This is a genomic window from Paracoccus kondratievae (assembly GCF_009301415.1).
GTDB classification, from domain to species: domain Bacteria; phylum Pseudomonadota; class Alphaproteobacteria; order Rhodobacterales; family Rhodobacteraceae; genus Paracoccus; species Paracoccus kondratievae.
Window position 1 is genome coordinate 946932 of record NZ_CP045072.1, and the last position, 16303, is coordinate 963234.

General features: G+C 60.5%; 17 protein-coding genes and 1 tRNA gene. 13 read left to right on the plus strand and 5 right to left on the minus strand.

What is annotated here, in order from left to right; all coding sequences use genetic code 11:
• Positions 1–62 precede the first annotated feature (62 nt).
• The 4 genes from F8A10_RS21345 (at position 63) to F8A10_RS04835 (ending at position 2844) form a co-directional block, all read left to right on the plus strand.
• On the plus strand, positions 63–1505 hold the full coding sequence (locus tag F8A10_RS21345; RefSeq protein ID WP_227493419.1) for a Hint domain-containing protein: 1443 nt from the start codon (positions 63–65) through the stop codon (positions 1503–1505).
• 302 nt (positions 1506–1807) lie between these two features.
• On the plus strand, positions 1808–2026 hold the full coding sequence (locus tag F8A10_RS04825) for a hypothetical protein (RefSeq protein ID WP_152366819.1): 219 nt from the start codon (positions 1808–1810) through the stop codon (positions 2024–2026).
• A gap of 96 nt (positions 2027–2122) precedes the next feature.
• Complete coding sequence (locus F8A10_RS04830) at positions 2123–2401, plus strand: hypothetical protein (protein WP_010400914.1); 279 nt, start codon at positions 2123–2125, stop codon at positions 2399–2401.
• A gap of 59 nt (positions 2402–2460) precedes the next feature.
• The gene (locus F8A10_RS04835) at positions 2461–2844 is read left to right on the plus strand and encodes an H-type lectin domain-containing protein (protein ID WP_010400911.1); all 384 of its coding nucleotides are present in this window, start codon (positions 2461–2463) and stop codon (positions 2842–2844) included.
• A 256-nt stretch (positions 2845–3100) separates the two neighbouring features.
• Here F8A10_RS04835 and F8A10_RS04840 read toward each other — a convergent pair whose 3' ends face one another.
• Positions 3101–4264 (minus strand): M20 family metallopeptidase, encoded by a 1164-nt coding sequence (locus F8A10_RS04840; RefSeq protein ID WP_152366820.1) that lies wholly within the window; start codon positions 4262–4264, stop codon positions 3101–3103.
• Between the two features lie 15 nt (positions 4265–4279).
• Positions 4280–5821, minus strand: coding sequence for an AbgT family transporter (locus tag F8A10_RS04845; protein ID WP_152366821.1), 1542 nt, complete (start codon positions 5819–5821; stop codon positions 4280–4282).
• Between the two features lie 163 nt (positions 5822–5984).
• On the opposite strand from F8A10_RS04845, the gene F8A10_RS04850 reads away from it, so the two are divergent.
• Entirely contained in the window at positions 5985–6881 is an 897-nt protein-coding gene (locus F8A10_RS04850; protein WP_010396886.1) for a LysR family transcriptional regulator, read from the plus strand.
• Between the two features lie 64 nt (positions 6882–6945).
• On the opposite strand, the gene F8A10_RS04855 is transcribed toward F8A10_RS04850, so the two are convergent.
• From F8A10_RS04855 to F8A10_RS04865, 3 genes are all read right to left on the minus strand, one after another.
• Complete coding sequence (locus F8A10_RS04855) at positions 6946–7458, minus strand: GNAT family N-acetyltransferase (protein WP_010396884.1); 513 nt, start codon at positions 7456–7458, stop codon at positions 6946–6948.
• A gap of 340 nt (positions 7459–7798) precedes the next feature.
• A tRNA-Arg gene (locus F8A10_RS04860) sits at positions 7799–7875 on the minus strand.
• A gap of 91 nt (positions 7876–7966) precedes the next feature.
• Positions 7967–9397 carry a sensor histidine kinase gene (locus F8A10_RS04865; RefSeq protein ID WP_010396882.1) on the minus strand — a complete coding sequence of 477 codons (1431 nt, stop codon included), beginning with the start codon at positions 9395–9397 and terminating at the stop codon, positions 7967–7969.
• Positions 9398–9644: 247 nt separating this feature from the next.
• On the opposite strand from F8A10_RS04865, the gene rpmH reads away from it, so the two are divergent.
• The 8 genes from rpmH to yihA all read left to right on the plus strand — a co-directional run bounded on the left by rpmH (position 9645) and on the right by yihA (position 16293).
• Positions 9645–9782: a 50S ribosomal protein L34 gene (gene rpmH / locus F8A10_RS04870; RefSeq protein WP_010396879.1), complete on the plus strand. Its 138-nt coding sequence runs from the start codon at positions 9645–9647 to the stop codon at positions 9780–9782.
• 29 nt (positions 9783–9811) lie between these two features.
• A complete protein-coding gene (gene rnpA / locus F8A10_RS04875; protein WP_010396877.1) occupies positions 9812–10249 on the plus strand; it encodes a ribonuclease P protein component in 438 nt (145 codons plus the stop codon).
• Complete coding sequence (gene yidD / locus F8A10_RS04880; RefSeq protein ID WP_010396875.1) at positions 10246–10491, plus strand: membrane protein insertion efficiency factor YidD; 246 nt, start codon at positions 10246–10248, stop codon at positions 10489–10491. The genes rnpA and yidD overlap by 4 nt, the downstream gene beginning before the upstream one ends.
• Before the next feature lie 54 nt (positions 10492–10545).
• Complete coding sequence (gene ttcA, locus F8A10_RS04885) at positions 10546–11442, plus strand: tRNA 2-thiocytidine(32) synthetase TtcA (RefSeq protein ID WP_010396873.1); 897 nt, start codon at positions 10546–10548, stop codon at positions 11440–11442.
• A gap of 58 nt (positions 11443–11500) precedes the next feature.
• Positions 11501–12787: an EAL domain-containing protein gene (locus F8A10_RS04890; RefSeq protein WP_152366822.1), complete on the plus strand. Its 1287-nt coding sequence runs from the start codon at positions 11501–11503 to the stop codon at positions 12785–12787.
• Positions 12788–12971: 184 nt separating this feature from the next.
• Positions 12972–14891 carry a membrane protein insertase YidC gene (gene yidC / locus F8A10_RS04895; RefSeq protein ID WP_085501973.1) on the plus strand — a complete coding sequence of 640 codons (1920 nt, stop codon included), beginning with the start codon at positions 12972–12974 and terminating at the stop codon, positions 14889–14891.
• Positions 14888–15646, plus strand: coding sequence for an MOSC domain-containing protein (locus tag F8A10_RS04900; protein WP_152366823.1), 759 nt, complete (start codon positions 14888–14890; stop codon positions 15644–15646). Before yidC ends, F8A10_RS04900 begins: the two co-directional genes overlap by 4 nt.
• Positions 15643–16293 (plus strand): ribosome biogenesis GTP-binding protein YihA/YsxC, encoded by a 651-nt coding sequence (yihA, locus tag F8A10_RS04905; RefSeq protein WP_010396864.1) that lies wholly within the window; start codon positions 15643–15645, stop codon positions 16291–16293. The genes F8A10_RS04900 and yihA overlap by 4 nt, the downstream gene beginning before the upstream one ends.
• Positions 16294–16303 lie beyond the last annotated feature (10 nt).

Sequence of the window (16303 nt, forward strand, 5' to 3'; positions counted from 1 at the left end):
CGCTTGTCAAGATCGTAACGAGTTTCTCGGCACGGCGGTGCCGATGGTTATGAGGTAAAGTAATGACTTATGTTACCCATTTTAATCTTAAAGAGAATCAGGACTTCTTGCGGGAAGGCAAGGATGGATGGGAAATAAACAAGGACAGTAACAGTTTTAACTTTAATAGTAGATATTTCGGTAACGGTTCCAATTATATCAATGGCATATCTGCGGAGAATAAGCCGGGCGGGGATCCGCTGATTGCTGAAAAGGGCGAAAATGTAACGCTTGTAAGTAAGCCGGTCGGTGAAATCTCTGGCGGGGGAGAGCAAAAGATTACGGCAGAATATGTCGGATCTTTGGCGATCGGCGTAAGCGATAACTCAGGTGGCGTCACCGCCATCACTGCGACTGGGACCGGTGGTGGCTCTTCAGGGGTGAAGATATCTCTGGTAATCCCTCCCATCAGGGGGCATGTGCTCAGGGGCGCCGATGGGAAGGTATATCTCGTAACTGATGTAAGTCTCTACCGGTATGACATGAAGGCGTCGGGTAGCTGCGAAGTCGGGGGAGTGAAGTTTTCCGTCAATAATACGCCTGCCTCTGAAATTCCTTATGCTCTTGCCATGAAAATCAGGGAGCATGGCAAGAACGTCTATGACGATGCTTATGCCAAGGCTTATAAGGAAGCGCCCTCTTATTATACCGAAGCGGAAAAGATTGCTTATGCAAAAAGCAAAGCTGAGGAAGCTTCTAAGGTGTTCAGACAGGCTGCCAATGACCTTGCTACGACAAGTGGACGGGGGTTTGTGGAGGATGCGCTATCCGGAAAATGGCTTAAATTTTCTTCGGGCTATGGCGATCTTAAAGAGGATCTGGTCATCTGTTTTGTCCGCGGCACCTTGCTCATGACGGATCGTGGTGAGGTTGCGGTTGAGGATCTTTGTGTCGGGGATCTTGTGCTGACGCGGGACCACGGGCTTCAGCCTGTGCGCTGGATCGGCTCGCGCCAGCTCTGGGCGCATGAGCTTGAGACGATGCCGAACCTGCGTCCGGTCCGCATCAGGGCCGGCGCGATGGGGCCGGGGGTGCCTGCCAGCGATCTGATGGTTTCGCCGCAGCATCGGGTGCTGGTGCGCTCGAAGATCGCGCAGAAGATGTTCGGCGCGATGGAGGTTCTGGTCGCGGCCAAGCAGCTTGTGCTGCTGGACGGGATCGACATCGCCGACGACGTGCAGGAGGTCGAGTATTTCCACATCCTCTTCGACCGGCACGAGGTGGTGATCTCGAACGGGGCCGAGACCGAGTCGCTTTATACCGGCCCGCAGGCGCTGAAATCCGTCGGCGACGAGGCGGTGCAGGAGATCTGCGCGCTTTTCCCCGAGCTTGCGGATCCGTCCCATGTGCCGCAGCCGGCGCGGTTTCTGCCCTCGGGCCGTCAGGCGCGCAAGATGGGGGTGCGGCATCTGCAGAACAGCCGCCCGCTTGTCGAGCATGATCCCGTCGGGCGCGCCCTTCACTAAGGGCCGGGGGATGCCGACGGGGATCACGCCCGTGGGCCGTGTCCCGGCACATGCGGCAGGCTGACCGATCTGCGCGCCGGGGCCCTGTCTGCCCGGCCGCAGGCCCGATGCGGCCTTGTGCCGGATGATTGGCATGCGTGGTGCACGGTCTTCACATCCGGCCCGGGGTCGCATGATGCGCCGTAAAGGTCTCTCCCGTGTCGGATGAACCGTCGCACGTACCCGCAATCCGACTGGCAGGCGGGCGCCGGCATCTGCTTGGCCCGAATGCGCAATGGGGTGCTTTGGTGGGGAGGTATCTGATGAATTCCGACAGTCATCGGTCCTGGTACGAGGCCGGGTTCGCAGACGGGCAGCAGGCGGTCCTGAAGGTTGTCTCGGAGCTTCTCTCGACAACGGCAGAGATGGTGCCCGAGGGCGAAACCCGCCGCATCGTTTCCAGCCTGGGTGCGATGATTGCCCTGATGGCGCCGCAGACGGCTGAGGCCCGCGATCCGACCGGCCGGAATACCGGTTTGTGATGACCGTCCCGCCCCGTGTCGGGCGGGGCGGAAGTAACGGCGGGCCCGGGAGTTCCGCGCCCTGTCTTGTGTAATGGTAGCAGAAGGTAACCAGAGATGAACAAATTCCTGCCGGTCCTGGCGCTGGGGCTGCTTGCGGCCTGTTCGATCGACCCCAAGGATTATGAAACGGCGCCGGTGACGGTCCAGACGGCCTCGGGCCCGGTCACCTGCCAGCTTTACACCAGATCGCTCGTCACCTGGGACCGCTCGATTGATCGCCCGGCGAATATGACGGTGGCTGCCGCGGATCAGATCTGCCTCAGTGAAGGGCAGCGTCAGAAGGCCGCGGGCACCAGTCCCGCCGGCGCCTCTGAACCCGATTTGTCCTTGTGAAGCCGCGCTTCGTAAGCCCCGGCCGCGGCCGGGGGTCGATCAGGATCGGAGATCAGAAGATGTTGGATGATACGCGCTCTCCTTTTACGCAGAACCTGATCTGGACCGGAGAGCTTCAGATGATCAGCGCCTCGGGCGAGCTCTTCAACCATGTTGATGCGGGGCTGCCGATGTGGGCGGGCAGTGGTGACCGGAGTGTCCGGATCAGCACCTCATTTGTCGCGCCTTTCGGTGCGGTTCCATGCGTGAACCTGGGGCTGAGCGGGCTTGATGCGGCGCATGACCAGAACCTGCGCTTCCGGCTCGAGGCGGTGGAGGTGACACGCTCTGGTTTTGTGGTCGAGTTTGTGACCTGGGGCGACACGCATATCGCGCGGGCCTCGGTGACCTGGCAGGCAATCGGCCCCTCAACAGGCAGCCACGATGCCGTCCAGAGTAACTGAGCCTCCCTTCGACACAGAAGGTCCCCAAAAGGGGGGAACCTAACTACAGGAAAACTCGGGGGTAAGGGTGTATCCGGCCCCGTTCGTGCCGATCAATTTGGGGCGGCGGGGATACCATAGCCGTTTTGTGGAAACGAAAGACAGCCCCGTTCCGATCACACAGCGATCTGGGAACGGGGTTCAGTTGTTTCGGGCAACGCCGAGGGTCAGCGTGCCCCCCGGTGCTGGTGCTGAAAGCGTGGCGGCCGTATGGTGGTCATATCCCGTCGATGAGGTGCTGGATGATGCCGGTCAGCAGTGCAGTCTGCCTGCCGATCATATCTGCATAGATAAACTCGTTGCGGGCATGGGCACCGTCGCCGACCGCGCCGAGACCGCAGAGAACCGGACGGCCCAGTCCAGCGACAAAGTTTGCGTCGCTCGCACCGCCCACAGCGACATTTTGCAAAGCAAAGCCCAGTTCGCTTGCAACCTGCCGCGCATGTTCGAGCAAGGGCAGCGAAGCTTTGGTCAGCTCCATTGGCGGGCGGTTCCAGTTATGCCTGACCTCGATCTTGACCCGGGGGTCCGAGACCGTGACTGCGTCGAAGGCGGTATCGATGCGGGCCTGCTCGTCCAAAGACCTCACCCGGATGTCAAACTGAACCGCACAGCGGCCAGCGACGACATTGCTGCCGGTACCGCCTTCGATCAGTCCGGCGTTGATCGTTGTGCCCTTTGCGGGATCGGCAGCGGCGATGATGGCGGTGATGAATTCGGCCATGGCGTGGATCGCGCTGGCCCCGGCTGCCGGGTTCAGACCGGCATGCGATTCAACCCCGGTTGCGATGACCTTGAACAGGCCAACGCCCTTGCGTTCGGTCTTGACCGCACCGTGGTGGCTGGGTTCCAGTACCAGCGTTGCATCAAGTGGTGCCGTAACGTTTTCAATCACCTTGCGTGATGCGAGCGAGCCTATCTCTTCGTCGCCGTTGAAAAGGAAGGTGACGGTCGGGACCTGCAGACCGTTTTCGCGCGCCAGCCGCAGCGCCCAGATACCCTGCACGACCCCGGTTTTCATGTCGAGAATCCCGGGGCCGCTAAGGCGCAGCCGCCCGGTGTCGTCCTGCGATGACCGCTCACCCCAGGCGGCAAGCGTGCCCCGGGGCCAGACCGTGTCGTAATGCCCGATGATGGCGATATGACCGGTTCCGCTGCCCGGATAGGTCAGGGTGACGATATCGCCCTGTTCTCCTCCGGGATAACGCTGCATCTCGGCGGGTTTGCCAAGGCGTCGCTCTGTCAGATCAATCAGCAGCGACAGGCAGGCATCCAGTCCTTGACGGTCGTAGCTGTGGCTTTCGCATTCGACCAGCTCGATGATATCGGCTGTGATCTGTTGGACGGTTTCCGCTGACGGAAAGGGTGTTGAAACGTTCATTGCGCGCTCTCAGGATCAATAGCCGGGGCCAAAGGGGAAGCCGGTGAAATACCAGGCCATGAAAAAGGCCATCCAGACGATCCAGACCACGATGGCGATCGGGATGGTGAACGAGGCAAGTGTCCCGATCCCCGCGCTTTTGCGGTATTGCTGCATAAAGCCAAGCGCCATGACGAAATACGGGCTCATCGGGGTGACGCTGTTGGTGACGGAATCCGCGATCCGGTAAACGGCCTGCGTCGTCTCAGGCGGGATGTTCAGCAGCATCAGCATCGGCACGAAGACCGGAGCGGCCAGCGCCCAAAGCGCAGATCCGCTGGTGATGACAAAGTTCATGAAGGTAATCAGGATCGCAATCCCAAGCAGGATTGCCCAGCCCGGCACGTTCATCTTTGCCAGCCATTCGGCGCTGGTGATCGCCATGACCTCGCCGATCTTGGTCCATTTGAAATAGGCAAGGAACTGCGCGATTGCAAAGAACAGCACAAGGATCGGGGCGAGTGAACGTACGCCATCAATCATTGCGTCGATGATGTCGTGGCTTTTGGCAAAGCTGCCGCTGACAAAGCCGTAGACCAGGCCAATAGTGGTAAAGAACAGGCAAAGAATGAACGCCATGCCGCTGAACACGACCGAGTTCACGATGCCTCCGCCTTCACCACGCAGGGGCGAGTTGGCAGGCACCAAGGCAAGAACGATCACCGCCGCGAACACCAGCGCGGCAAGGCCGGTCAGGCGCATTGCGCGGCGGGTAGCGGGCGTAGTCTCAAGCGTGGCAAGCTTGGCGGGGTTGGTCAGGTCAACATCGTCATCCACTTGCAGATCAGGACGGCGGACCAGCACTTTTTCAGTCACTACCGTGATTGCCAGCGCGATCAGGAACGAAGAGGCGAGGCCGAAGTAATAGTTAGCAACCGGAGTCACGACATAGGCCGGGTCGATGGTATGGGCAGCCGCCGTGGTCAGTCCTGACAGCAGCACATCCGTCGTGGTCAGCGAGGGCGAGGCGTCATAGCCTGCGGCAATCGACACATAGGCAACCACGATCCCGATCAGTGGGCTGCGCCCTGCTGCCAGAAAGACCATCGCGCCCAGCGGGATCAGCGTCACATAAGCGGCGTCGCCCGCGACGTGACCGACCATGCCCGCCATCGACAGTGCAAATGTCAGGTATTTGGCCGGAACACGGGTCACCATCCCCCGCAGCAGCGCGTCGATCAGGCCAGATTTCTGTGCCACAGCAATACCGAGCAGCACGGTGATGATCGTGGCCATGGGCGGAAAAGTGGCAAAGTTCTTGACTGCCGTGCCCAACACCATCTGCAGCCCCTCGGCGGTGAACATGCTCAGCACGGTCACTTCTTCGCCGGTTGCGGGGTTGGTGGTGCTGGCACCGGCCAGAAGGGCGCTGATCCCCGCCAGAAGGATCGAGAGGATCCAGAACAGCCAGAACGGATTTGGCAGCAGGTTGCCGACTTTTTCGACGATGGCAAAAAAGCGGAATGCGCGCTGCAGCCCTTTTGATGCGGACGGTTCCGCAAACGTTTCATTGGTCATGGTAACCTACCCAAATGCGACCGGCGTTATGGCACAGGGGGAAACGCTGCCGCGCGGTCCCATGCCGGGAGGAGTGATTGTGTAATGGGTGTTGGTATTTAGTCCCCAGCCGTGCAACAAGCAGCATTAAGTTCACGGATCATTGCTTTAAACGCAAAGCGGAATGCAGCATATCGCCCTTCGTTATTTTCAGGAGGTGGCCGAGACCGGCTCGATCACCAAAGCGGCCACACGGCTGAACGTCTCAGCATCGGCTGTCAGCCGCCAGATCATCAAGCTGGAGGAAAACCTCAGCGCCACGCTGTTTGAGCGTCATCCACGCGGTATGGTGCTGAGCCAGGCGGGCCAGCAACTGGCACGCCATGTCAGCCGCATCGCTCTGGAAACCGAAATGGCGCTGACCGAGATCCGGAATTTTCAGGCCGCGGATCATGGGCATATCAGGCTGGCAAGCTACGAAGGTTACGCGATCGAAACGCTATCCCAGGCGGTGGCGCGTTTCCGCGAAAAGCATCCCAAAGTCACGGTTCATGCCTGGGTCGGGAATTCCGAGGATATCTGTGCCCGGGTGCTGGCAGGCAAGGCCGATATCGGGATCACTTATAGCCACAGCTCGCCTCCGGGGTTGACAATCCAGCTTGTCGAGGTGCGGCCGATCTATGCGCTGATCCCGCGCGACAACCCGCTGGCACGCCGGGCATCGGTGTCGCTGGAAGATCTGCGTGGACAGGACTTTGCCTTTCCCGACAACAGCCGCAGTCAGCGCAAGCTGATCGAGACCGCTCTGGCGGCGCGGGGGTTCAATCTGAACCGCGTCTTTTCGACCAATTCGATGGCCATGCTGAAAACCGTTTCCTGCATGACTGGCTGCGTCATGTTTTCGACCTCGGTTCGTGGGCAGATGCATGGCATCACCCAGACCCATGCCGAGGTCGCGGTCGAGGATGAGGTATTTTCGGGCAGCGTGCTGCAGGTCGTGACCATGGCGGGACGCCAGTTGCCGCAGCCGGTGCGCAACTTTCTTGCCAGCGCTTTCGGGATCACCGAGCCGCTGGCCTGAGTGGATGCGTGCAGGGCGGAAAGGGCAGGGGGCATGGCCTATTCAAGATGGGCTGCCGACCGGGCTAACCTGGGCTTTTCTCGTCTAGCTGATGCACCATGATCAGTTCGTCCACCTTATGTCCGTCCTCAATCGTTGCTGCAGGTATTCTGCCGACCGTTTCAAAGCCGTGCCGTTCGTAAAAGCGAATGGCCCTGGCGTTGCTATGGTTGACGTTTAGTTCAAGCTGGCGCACCCCGATCTGTCTGGCAAAATCTGTGACCACCTGCAGCAAATGCCTCGCGAGGCCAGAGCCGCGTTCGCTTTCCCGCATGTAAACCATGATGATAGTTGCGCGGTGAGAGCGCTTTTCCCCAAGCTGGGGCAATAGCCCCATAATTCCCACCGGCTCTTGCCCTTTCAGCGTGACAAAGACATGGCACTTCATCCGGCTCTGCCATTCCTCGTCGGACAAAGACGACCAGTCTGCGAATGTGTTGGCGAAGGCCGAGGGGGCCATCTTTAGCGACTCGAGCCTGATCTTTTTAAAGATCGGCAGATCTTCGGCTTTCAGCTCTACGACCCGCACATCGTCCATGGGTTTTCTCCTGTCTCGCGCCTGACAACCTCGACAATGACGCCCAACATCGCAAGGAGGTAATGACGGTCTGTGACCTTGTACGCGCGGCTCAATGACCTGCGAGGCACAGCCGTCACGTTGTTGGCCAAGGCTGGCGCGAGGTGCCTCAGATCGCGTCGATCACCGGGCACACGCTGCAATCGGCTACCCGTATTCTTGAGAAGTACATGGTGATGACGCCTGCGCTTTCGAGGGCCGCGATTCAGGCTTTCGAGATCAGCCCGGCCACCGCCTTTGCAAACCGGCCCCGGGAAAAGGGCAGAGCAGTGAAAAGACGCAATAATGTCTGGATATTAAATGGCGGACCCGGAGCGATTCGAACGCCCGACCCCCAGATTCGTAGTCTGGTGCTCTATCCAGCTGAGCTACGGGTCCGCTGTGAGGCGGTGATTTAGAGACAGTGCCGGGGGGGTGCAAGGGCAAAAATGACCGTTTGAAGAAATTTTCGTCTCGACTCTGTTTAACCTTAGGTTGTGGCTGCCTCTTCCTGTGGGGAAATGCCTGCAAGTTCGCGCGGCAGGTGCAGGATGAACTGGGTCCCGTCCTCATCGCTGCGCAAAAGTTCCAGCCGGCCGCCGTGGTTGCGCACCAGATCTGCCGCGATGGCGAGGCCAAGCCCGGTGCCGCCTTTGCGCGAGCCCCCAGAGAACGGTTGGAACAGGAAATCCCGCGCTTTTTTCGGCAGTCCGGGGCCGGTATCGCCGATTCGTATCCACCATTCCGATTCGTCCTCGCCCGCGCCAATCTCGATTGTGCCGGGCTGGCGCGTCGCTTCGATCGCCTGACGGGCGTTGCGTACGAGGTTCGACAGCACCCGGAAAAGCTGATCGCGGTCGGCACGGACCGTCAGACTGGGGGGGATATCGGTCAGAAATTCTATCGGCTCGGCGCCGTCCTGACGGTCCGAGGACATGGATTCGCCCTCGGTCACCTCGGTCGCCAGCGCAAGCAGGTTGAAACGCGACAGGGAAGGGGCCGGCTCTTCGGCCTTGCCAAAGGCCAGCGTAGTTTCGCACAGGTTCACCGCCCGGCTGATCGAGTTCACCAGTTTGGGCGCCGCGCGCCGAACCGCAGGGTCGGCGCTGGTCTCTAGCCGGTCGGCAAAGATCTGCGCTGTCGTCAGGATGTTGCGCAGATCGTGGCTGATCCGCGCCACTGCCTGACCCAGCTGTGCCAGCCGGTCCTTTTGCTTCAGCGAGGAGGTCACCGTGCGCTGCATGGCTGCAAGCGCCGTCTCGGCCTCGTTCAGTTCGGCCAGGCGAGCGTTCGGCGTGATGATGGCGCGGGCATCCTCAGGTGAGGCAGCATAGGCGGTCATGTGGCTGATGACGCGCCGGATCGGAACCAGCAGCAGTCTTTGCGCAGCGAGGTTCAGAAAGACCGCGGTAAGGATCGAGAAAGCGGCTGAGATCACGAGCATCCGCAGCCCGTAGTCAATCATCCCGGTGCGCAGCCTTTGGGTGTCGGTTGTGATTTCGATAAGCTGTCCGGCTTGGTTCACCGGCGCGCCGATCACCCGGATCACCTGATTGCGCGGATCAGCGATCTGGGCAATCGCATCGCGGACCGAGGTCCACAGAGGCTGATCCCGCAGGTCATAGGTGGCCGAGATGGGGCCGGGAATCGGCGAAGACAGCACAAGCTGACGCACATCGTTCCGCCTGAGGACGACGTTAAAGACCCCCGCATTCTCAAGCAGCTCTGATTCCAGATCTGTGGCCAGCGACTCATCCGTCGCAAGCAGCGCAAGACTTGCGATCTGCGCGCGTTCCAGCCGCGATTCCAGAAAATCCAGCCGGTAATTGGCAATTGAGGGGAGCAGGATCAGCAACTCGGCCAAAAGCACGAAAATGCCCGTGATCAGCGCGAACCGGCCTGATAAGGTATTCAGGGACATGATGAGCTTTGTTATTCCCCTCGTCTCGCCGCTGCTTCACATAGTGATTGGCTTTGTGCAGTTCAAACCTGCGTGACACGGTCCCGGTTCCCCGCTGTTCGTGTCTATACCGGAAACCTTGCGATATCGTTGCTTCGACGGTTGACTTGGACGGCGGGGGCGACTATCCAGCGGGCCTCGAATGACCGGCGCGTCTTGCGTGGGCCGATAGCCCATACCCTGGCCCGCCATGACCCGGAGTTGAAAGATGTCGAAACGCACCTACCAGCCGTCGAACCTGGTTCGCGCCCGCCGCCACGGTTTTCGCGCGCGCATGGCGACCAAAGGCGGCCGCCGCGTGATCAACGCCCGCCGCGCCAAGGGCCGCAAAGTTCTCAGCGCCTGAGTTCCTGCGTTGCAGGGCGTGGGCTATCCGTGACGGACAGTGCCACAGAAGCTGCCGCCGCTGACCGGACCGTTGCTGATGCGACACCGGACAGGGCGGCTTCCGTCATTTCAGGCCTCAGGCTTGAAACCCTGCGCAAGCGGGCCGATTTTCTGCGCGTTGCCTCTGGCCGGCGGCAGGGGGTGTCAGGCTTTCTGCTGCAAGCACGCCCCCGCGACGGGGAAGAGGCGGGGCAGCTGATCCGGGTCGGCTTCACCTGCTCGAAAAAGCTCGGCAATGCGGTGATGCGCAACCGCGCGAAGCGTCGGCTGCGCGCCCTGGCACGAGAGATCCTGCCCACAGCCGCCAGGCCCGGCTGGGACTATGTGCTGGTCGGGCGTCCTAAAGCGACTGTCGAGCGCGGCTTTGCCGATCTGCGTCAGGATCTGCTTCATGCGCTCGATCGCATTCACGGCAAACGCGGATGAGCCCTCTTGCCCATGTTCTGGCTTTGCCGGTGCGGGCATATCGCCTTGTTGCCAGCCCGTGGGTCGGCCACGGATGCCGCTTTCAACCGACCTGCTCGGCCTATGCGCTTGAGGCGCTTGAGCGGCACGGTGCCTTTCGCGGCGGATGGCTGGCGGCGCGGCGCATCTGTCGCTGTCACCCTTGGGGCGGGCATGGCTATGACCCGGTTCCGGGGAATGAGGCCGATCCGTCGCGGGACTGACGTTGCGGCACAGACATGTTAATCAGGGCGCAGAGGCGCGACGGGGATCTACAGATGCGTGACGAGATCAACGAATCCGAGGATTTCGAGGCGGGTGAGGAGATCCACCCGCTGTTTTACGGCGCGCCCACCTCGACCGGGTTTCGCAAGCTACGCAAACGTCTGGTGCGCGAGACACGCGCCGCGATCGAGACCTACGACATGATCCGTCCGGGCGACCGCTGGCTGGTCTGCCTTTCGGGCGGCAAGGACAGCTATACACTGCTCGCCGTTTTGCACGAGCTGAAATGGCGCGGGCTTTTGCCGGTGGATCTGCTGGCCTGCAATCTGGATCAGGGACAACCGGGGTTTCCGGCAACAGTCCTGCCCGAATTTCTGACCGAGCGCGGCGTTGCGCATCGGATCGAATATCAGGACACCTATTCCATCGTTAAGGAAAAGGTCCCCGAAGGACGCACCTATTGCAGCCTGTGCTCGCGCCTGCGTCGGGGAAACCTGTATCGAATCGCTCGTGAAGAGGGCTGTCAGGCCGTGGTTCTGGGTCATCATCGCGATGACATTCTGGAAACCTTCTTTATGAATTTGTTCCACGGTGGTCGGCTTGCATCGATGCCACCGAAGCTGTTGAACGAAGAGGGCGATCTTAACGTGCTGCGCCCTCTTGCCTTCGTGGCCGAGGCTGATTGCGCGCGCTTTGCCTCGGCTATGAACTATCCGGTGATTCCCTGTGATCTTTGCGGCAGTCAGGAAGGGCTGCAGCGCATGCAGGTCAAAAAACTGCTGGACGAATGGGAATCGCGCAGCCCCGGCCGCCGTCAGGTCATGTTCCGGGCGCTGATGAATGTGCGTCCCTCGCATCTGCCGGATCCAAAGCTTTTCGATTTCAGTGCTCTGATGCCAGATAGCGCGCATTCTAATGAAAAAGACGTGCCGATTCTGCGCGAACATTAACTGAACGAAAAGCAATCCGAGGCAGGCTGCGAATCTGAAACAGGATTCGGGTCTGGGCATGGGGTACGGAATTGCGGCGGCCACTGAATGGCCGACATGGCCTGTCTGGGGACAGGCGAGCGGGCAGGGCGTGCAGCGCTTTGCGCTGGTGCTGCGGGTAACAAATCCGGAGTATCTGCCGGGCGGCGTTGGCTCCGCGCTGTCCCGGCAGATACGTGACCAACTCAGGTCGCGTCTGGTTGCTGAGCTGGGACTGTCGCTGCATTCCAGCTGTGACGACGGGGACGAAATCTGCGGACTTGTCGCTGATCCCGGGCCGCAGGCGGGGCAGGGGCTTCTTTTGCGGCTCAGGGCGATTTGCAGCGAAAGAATCTACCTGCCGGGGGTGTCTTTATACCCGATGGTGCAGGGGGTGATTGTTGCCGATCCCTTTGGTTGCCATGAAAGCACGGCTCTTTACGCCCATGGCCGGGTCGTTCTGGATGGGTCAAGCCCTCACATACTTTCAAGTCATATCCGTCTCGTCGATATGGAGGGGCAAGAGGGGCGTGCATATCCCGTCCTTGCAGGCGATGATCAGATCAGCCTGCAATTCCAGCCGCAAATCTGCTGCACCACAGGAAGCGTTCTGGCACTGAAGGTCCTGCCCCGTATTCACCTTGTTCGAGAGGTGGGACAAGGCAGTAACCTGACTGGCATATTGCCTCGTCTTGATGACAACCGGCTGCTGCGGATCACGACGGCCCTGCTGCGCGAGGCTTGCGCGAGTCTGAGAGGCTGGGACCGGATGGGCCGCTATGTTCCCTGCCTGTCACTGGCCCTTCCGGATCGCATTCTGGCCAGCCCCTCTGTCGTTGAGGTTATTCTGGCACAGCTTGAGCGGCATGATCTTTCTCCCCACCGGCTTGAGATCGAAGTGATTGAACCGATTGGCAAAGGTGCCACGCAAGCCGTGGTTGCCGCTAATTTGCAAGAATTGCGCAGGGCGGGCTGTCAGCTTGGTTTAGGTGAATTCGGCACCGGCATGACGCGTCCTGATAACCTGCGCCATCATGGTTTTCATCGTGTGCGTGTCGGCAGATCTTTTGTTGCCGGTTGTGATCATCGGGGAGATCAGCAACGGACACTATTGGCGATTACAGCACTTGCTCGTCACCTTGGCTTGCAAGTCATCGCCGATGGGGTCTCTACCCGAGATGAGCGGTCCTTCCTTAGCCAAATTGGCGTTGATGGGGTTCAAGGGCCGGCGGTGTTTCTGCCATTATCTGCGGAAGAAGTTGATGATCTTCTGCTCCACCGGGGCTTCGCTGCTTGCTTCTCACCCAAAGTATGGGGAAGGGCGTGAAACCATCGGTCTTGGCAAAGGCATTTTCAGACAAGGACACATCTCGTGCCGCGATGGACAAGAATAGGGGGGCAGACAGGGGAATCGCTCTACAGGGCGGGCAAATTCCCTTGACCTTTGGCGGTCGCTTCTGTTGAAGCACCCCGAACCCTCAGGCAGGGTGACGACGAAGGGCTGGTCCGGAATGCAAGACAATAACCGCAACCTAATCCTGGCGATGGTGCTTTCTGCTCTCGTCATGCTCGTCTGGTCGATTTTCTTCGCGCCCGAGCCGGTGCCCCCTGCACAGGACACCGCGATTAACGCGCAAGGGACGACTGCGCCGGAAAATGGCGCCCCCGCAACGCCGGGTGCGGCCCCGCAGGGCGCAACGCCAGCCCCTGCGGCTGTGGGTGCTGCGACCAATGACCCTTCGGTCACAGCTGGGCGTGTGACGATCAAATCTCCGGTCCTGTCGGGCACGATTTCGCTGGCTGGCGGTCGCATCGATGATCTGGAACTGACCGGCTATCGCGAGACGCTGGACCCGAATTCGCCTTTCGTGCGCCTGCTTTCGCCGACGACGCGTCCCGCCCAGCAGGCCGAAGGTACTGCTGTCGCGCCGGGTGGTGACAGCCTGCCTGTAGTGCAAAAGCCCTATTATGCCGTCTATGGCTGGGTACCGGGTGCTGGCACCGATCCTGCGCTGGTTCCCGGGCCTGCTACGGTATGGGAGGTCGAATCCGGCTCGACCCTCGCCCCCGGCCAGCCGGTCACGCTGCGCTGGGACAATGGCGCGGGCCAGATTTTCCGCCGCACCTATGAGCTGGACGACAAATTCCTGTTCACAGTCACTCAGGCAGTCGAAAACACCGGGGCTGCGCCGTTCTCGGCTGCGCCCTATGGCATCCTTGCCCGGCAGGGCCAGCCCGACACCCAGAATTTCTTTGTGCTGCACGAAGGCGCTGTCGGAATGACCGACGGCAAGCTGCTGGAAGAGAAGTACAAGGATATCGCCAAGCTTGATCCGCAGCCGGGCGAAGGCCCTGCCCAGCTGATCGAGGTGAAAGAGAACGGCTGGATCGGCTTTACCGATAAATATTGGATGACCACTCTGGCGCCTGCGCCGGGTCAGGGCTTTACCGCAGCGGTGAAATATGTCCCCGGCGCCGATATTTATCAGACCGAGGCGCGGATGCCGATGCAGACCGTCGCCCCGGGTGCCAGCGTGACCACCTCAAGTTATCTTTTTGCTGGCGCGAAGGTGTGGGAAGTCATCAGCGGCTATGAAGCGAACCCCGGCATCGACGGTTTCGTCGATTCCATCGACTGGGGCTGGTTCTATTTCCTGACCAAGCCGATCTTCCGTCTGCTGCATTGGCTGCACGGTATGATCGGCAACATGGGCTGGTCGATCATCGCGCTGACCTTTGTGCTCAAGCTGCTCGTCTTCCCGCTGGCGCGCAAATCCTACATCTCGATGGCGAAGATGAAGGAGCTGCAGCCGCAGATGGAGGCGATCAAAGAGCGCACGGGTGACGACCGGATGAAGTTCCAGAAAGAGGTGATGGAGCTCTACAAGCGCGAAAAGGTGAACCCCGCGGCGGGGTGCTTGCCGGTGCTGTTGCAGATCCCGATCTTCTTTGCGCTCTATAAAGTGATCTTCGTGACGATCGAACTGCGTCATGCGCCTTGGATCGGCTGGATCCGTGACCTTGCGGCACCGGACCCGTCAAGCCTGTGGAACCTGTTCGGGTTGCTGCCTTGGGCGGCGCCGGGTCAGGGCAGCTTCCTGCACAGCTTTACCCTGCCGGTGCTTGCGATCCTGCTTGGCATCTCGATGTGGATGCAGCAAAAGCTGAACCCGGCACCCGCTGATCCGGCGCAGAAGATGATCTTTGCCTGGATGCCGTGGATTTTCATGCTGATGCTGGGGGGCTTTGCCTCGGGGCTGGTGCTGTACTGGATCACCAACAACACCATCACCATCATTCAGCAGTACACGATCATGAGCATGCATGGTCATCGGCCCGATCTCTTTGGCAACATTCGCGCCAGTTTGCCCTCGCGTTCGAACGGCAATGGCAAGTCTGATGCCAAAGGCGGAGATAAGGGCCACAAATGACTGCGCGCATCGCCCGGATCCGTCGGCATCCGATCAAGTCGATCGGTGGTGAGGACCTTGGCCGCGTCCGTCTGGATGCGGCTCGCCGCCTGCCGGGCGATCGTATCTGGGCTCTGCTGAACGAAGGCGGAGAGCGTCACGCTGGTCCGGTTCCCGCGCGGTGGCTGCCTAAATCCTGTTTCCTGCGCGGCGCGGCAGCCGCTGGGCTGCAGGCCATTCAAGGCGGCTGGGGTGAGGGCGCAGATACCGGCCCAATCCGCCTGACCCACCCCGAACTTGGTGAACTGGTCTTTGACCCCGAGACCGAGGGGGGGCGGCTGGTTGAATGGGTGCGACCGCTCTGGTCAGCGGATCGACCAGCACCAACCCGTCTGGTTCGCGGGCCGACCGGCTGGACTGACGCAAACCAGCCGTGGATATCGATTCTGTCTCTGTCGAGCCTTGCCGATCTTGAGGCGCGGCTGGAAATGTCTCTGGGTATCGAGCGCTGGCGCGGCAATATCTGGCTTGAGGGGCTTGAGCCCTACCGCGAACGCGATCTGATTGGTCAGGTTCTGACGATTGGCGGGGTCGAGTTGCGCGTGACCGAAACAATCGGTCGCTGTCCGGCAACCAGTGCCGATCCGAACACCGGCCGTATTGATATCGACATGCCTGCTGCGCTGGACGCACAGTTCGGCCATCGCGATTTTGGCATTTATGCCGAGGTGGTAACCGGCGGCGAGATCGCCCTAGGAGACGAGTTCGGCATATGAAGGTCAGCTTTTCCCTGGCTCCCGAGCCTGATCCTGCAGAGGCTGAAGCGGCGCGCCAGCTTTTCGCTGGTCCGGTCGATTTCCTCAAAGGTGTGGTGGCGATGGACGGGTTGCCGGCCGCCGACCGGCCCGAGGTCTGCTTTGCGGGTCGTTCAAATGTTGGAAAATCCAGTCTGATTAACGCGCTAACCGGGCGTAAGGGTCTGGCCCGTGCCTCGAATACACCGGGGCGTACGCAAGAGATCAACTATTTCAAGCTGGGCGATCGCGCCTATCTTGTCGACCTGCCGGGCTATGGTTTTGCCAAGGCCCCGGTCGCGGTCGTGGCGAAATGGCAGGCGCTTCTGAAAAGCTACCTTTCGGGGCGACCGACCCTGCGGCGCGCCTTTGCGCTGATCGATTCCCGTCATGGGGTCAAGGACGTGGACCATCAGATCATGCAGCTGCTGGATCGTGCGGCAGTGCCTTTTCAGGTCGTGCTGACCAAGGCTGACAAGATCACTGCCCAGCAGCTTGCCGCCACCATCGAACAGGTGCAGGAGGCGCTGCAGAAACACCCTGCCGCATTCCCGCAACTGGTGGTGACCAGCTCTGACAAGGGGCTGGGGATCGTGACCTTGCGCACCATCATCGCCGGCCTTGACTGAGCCGGTCTGG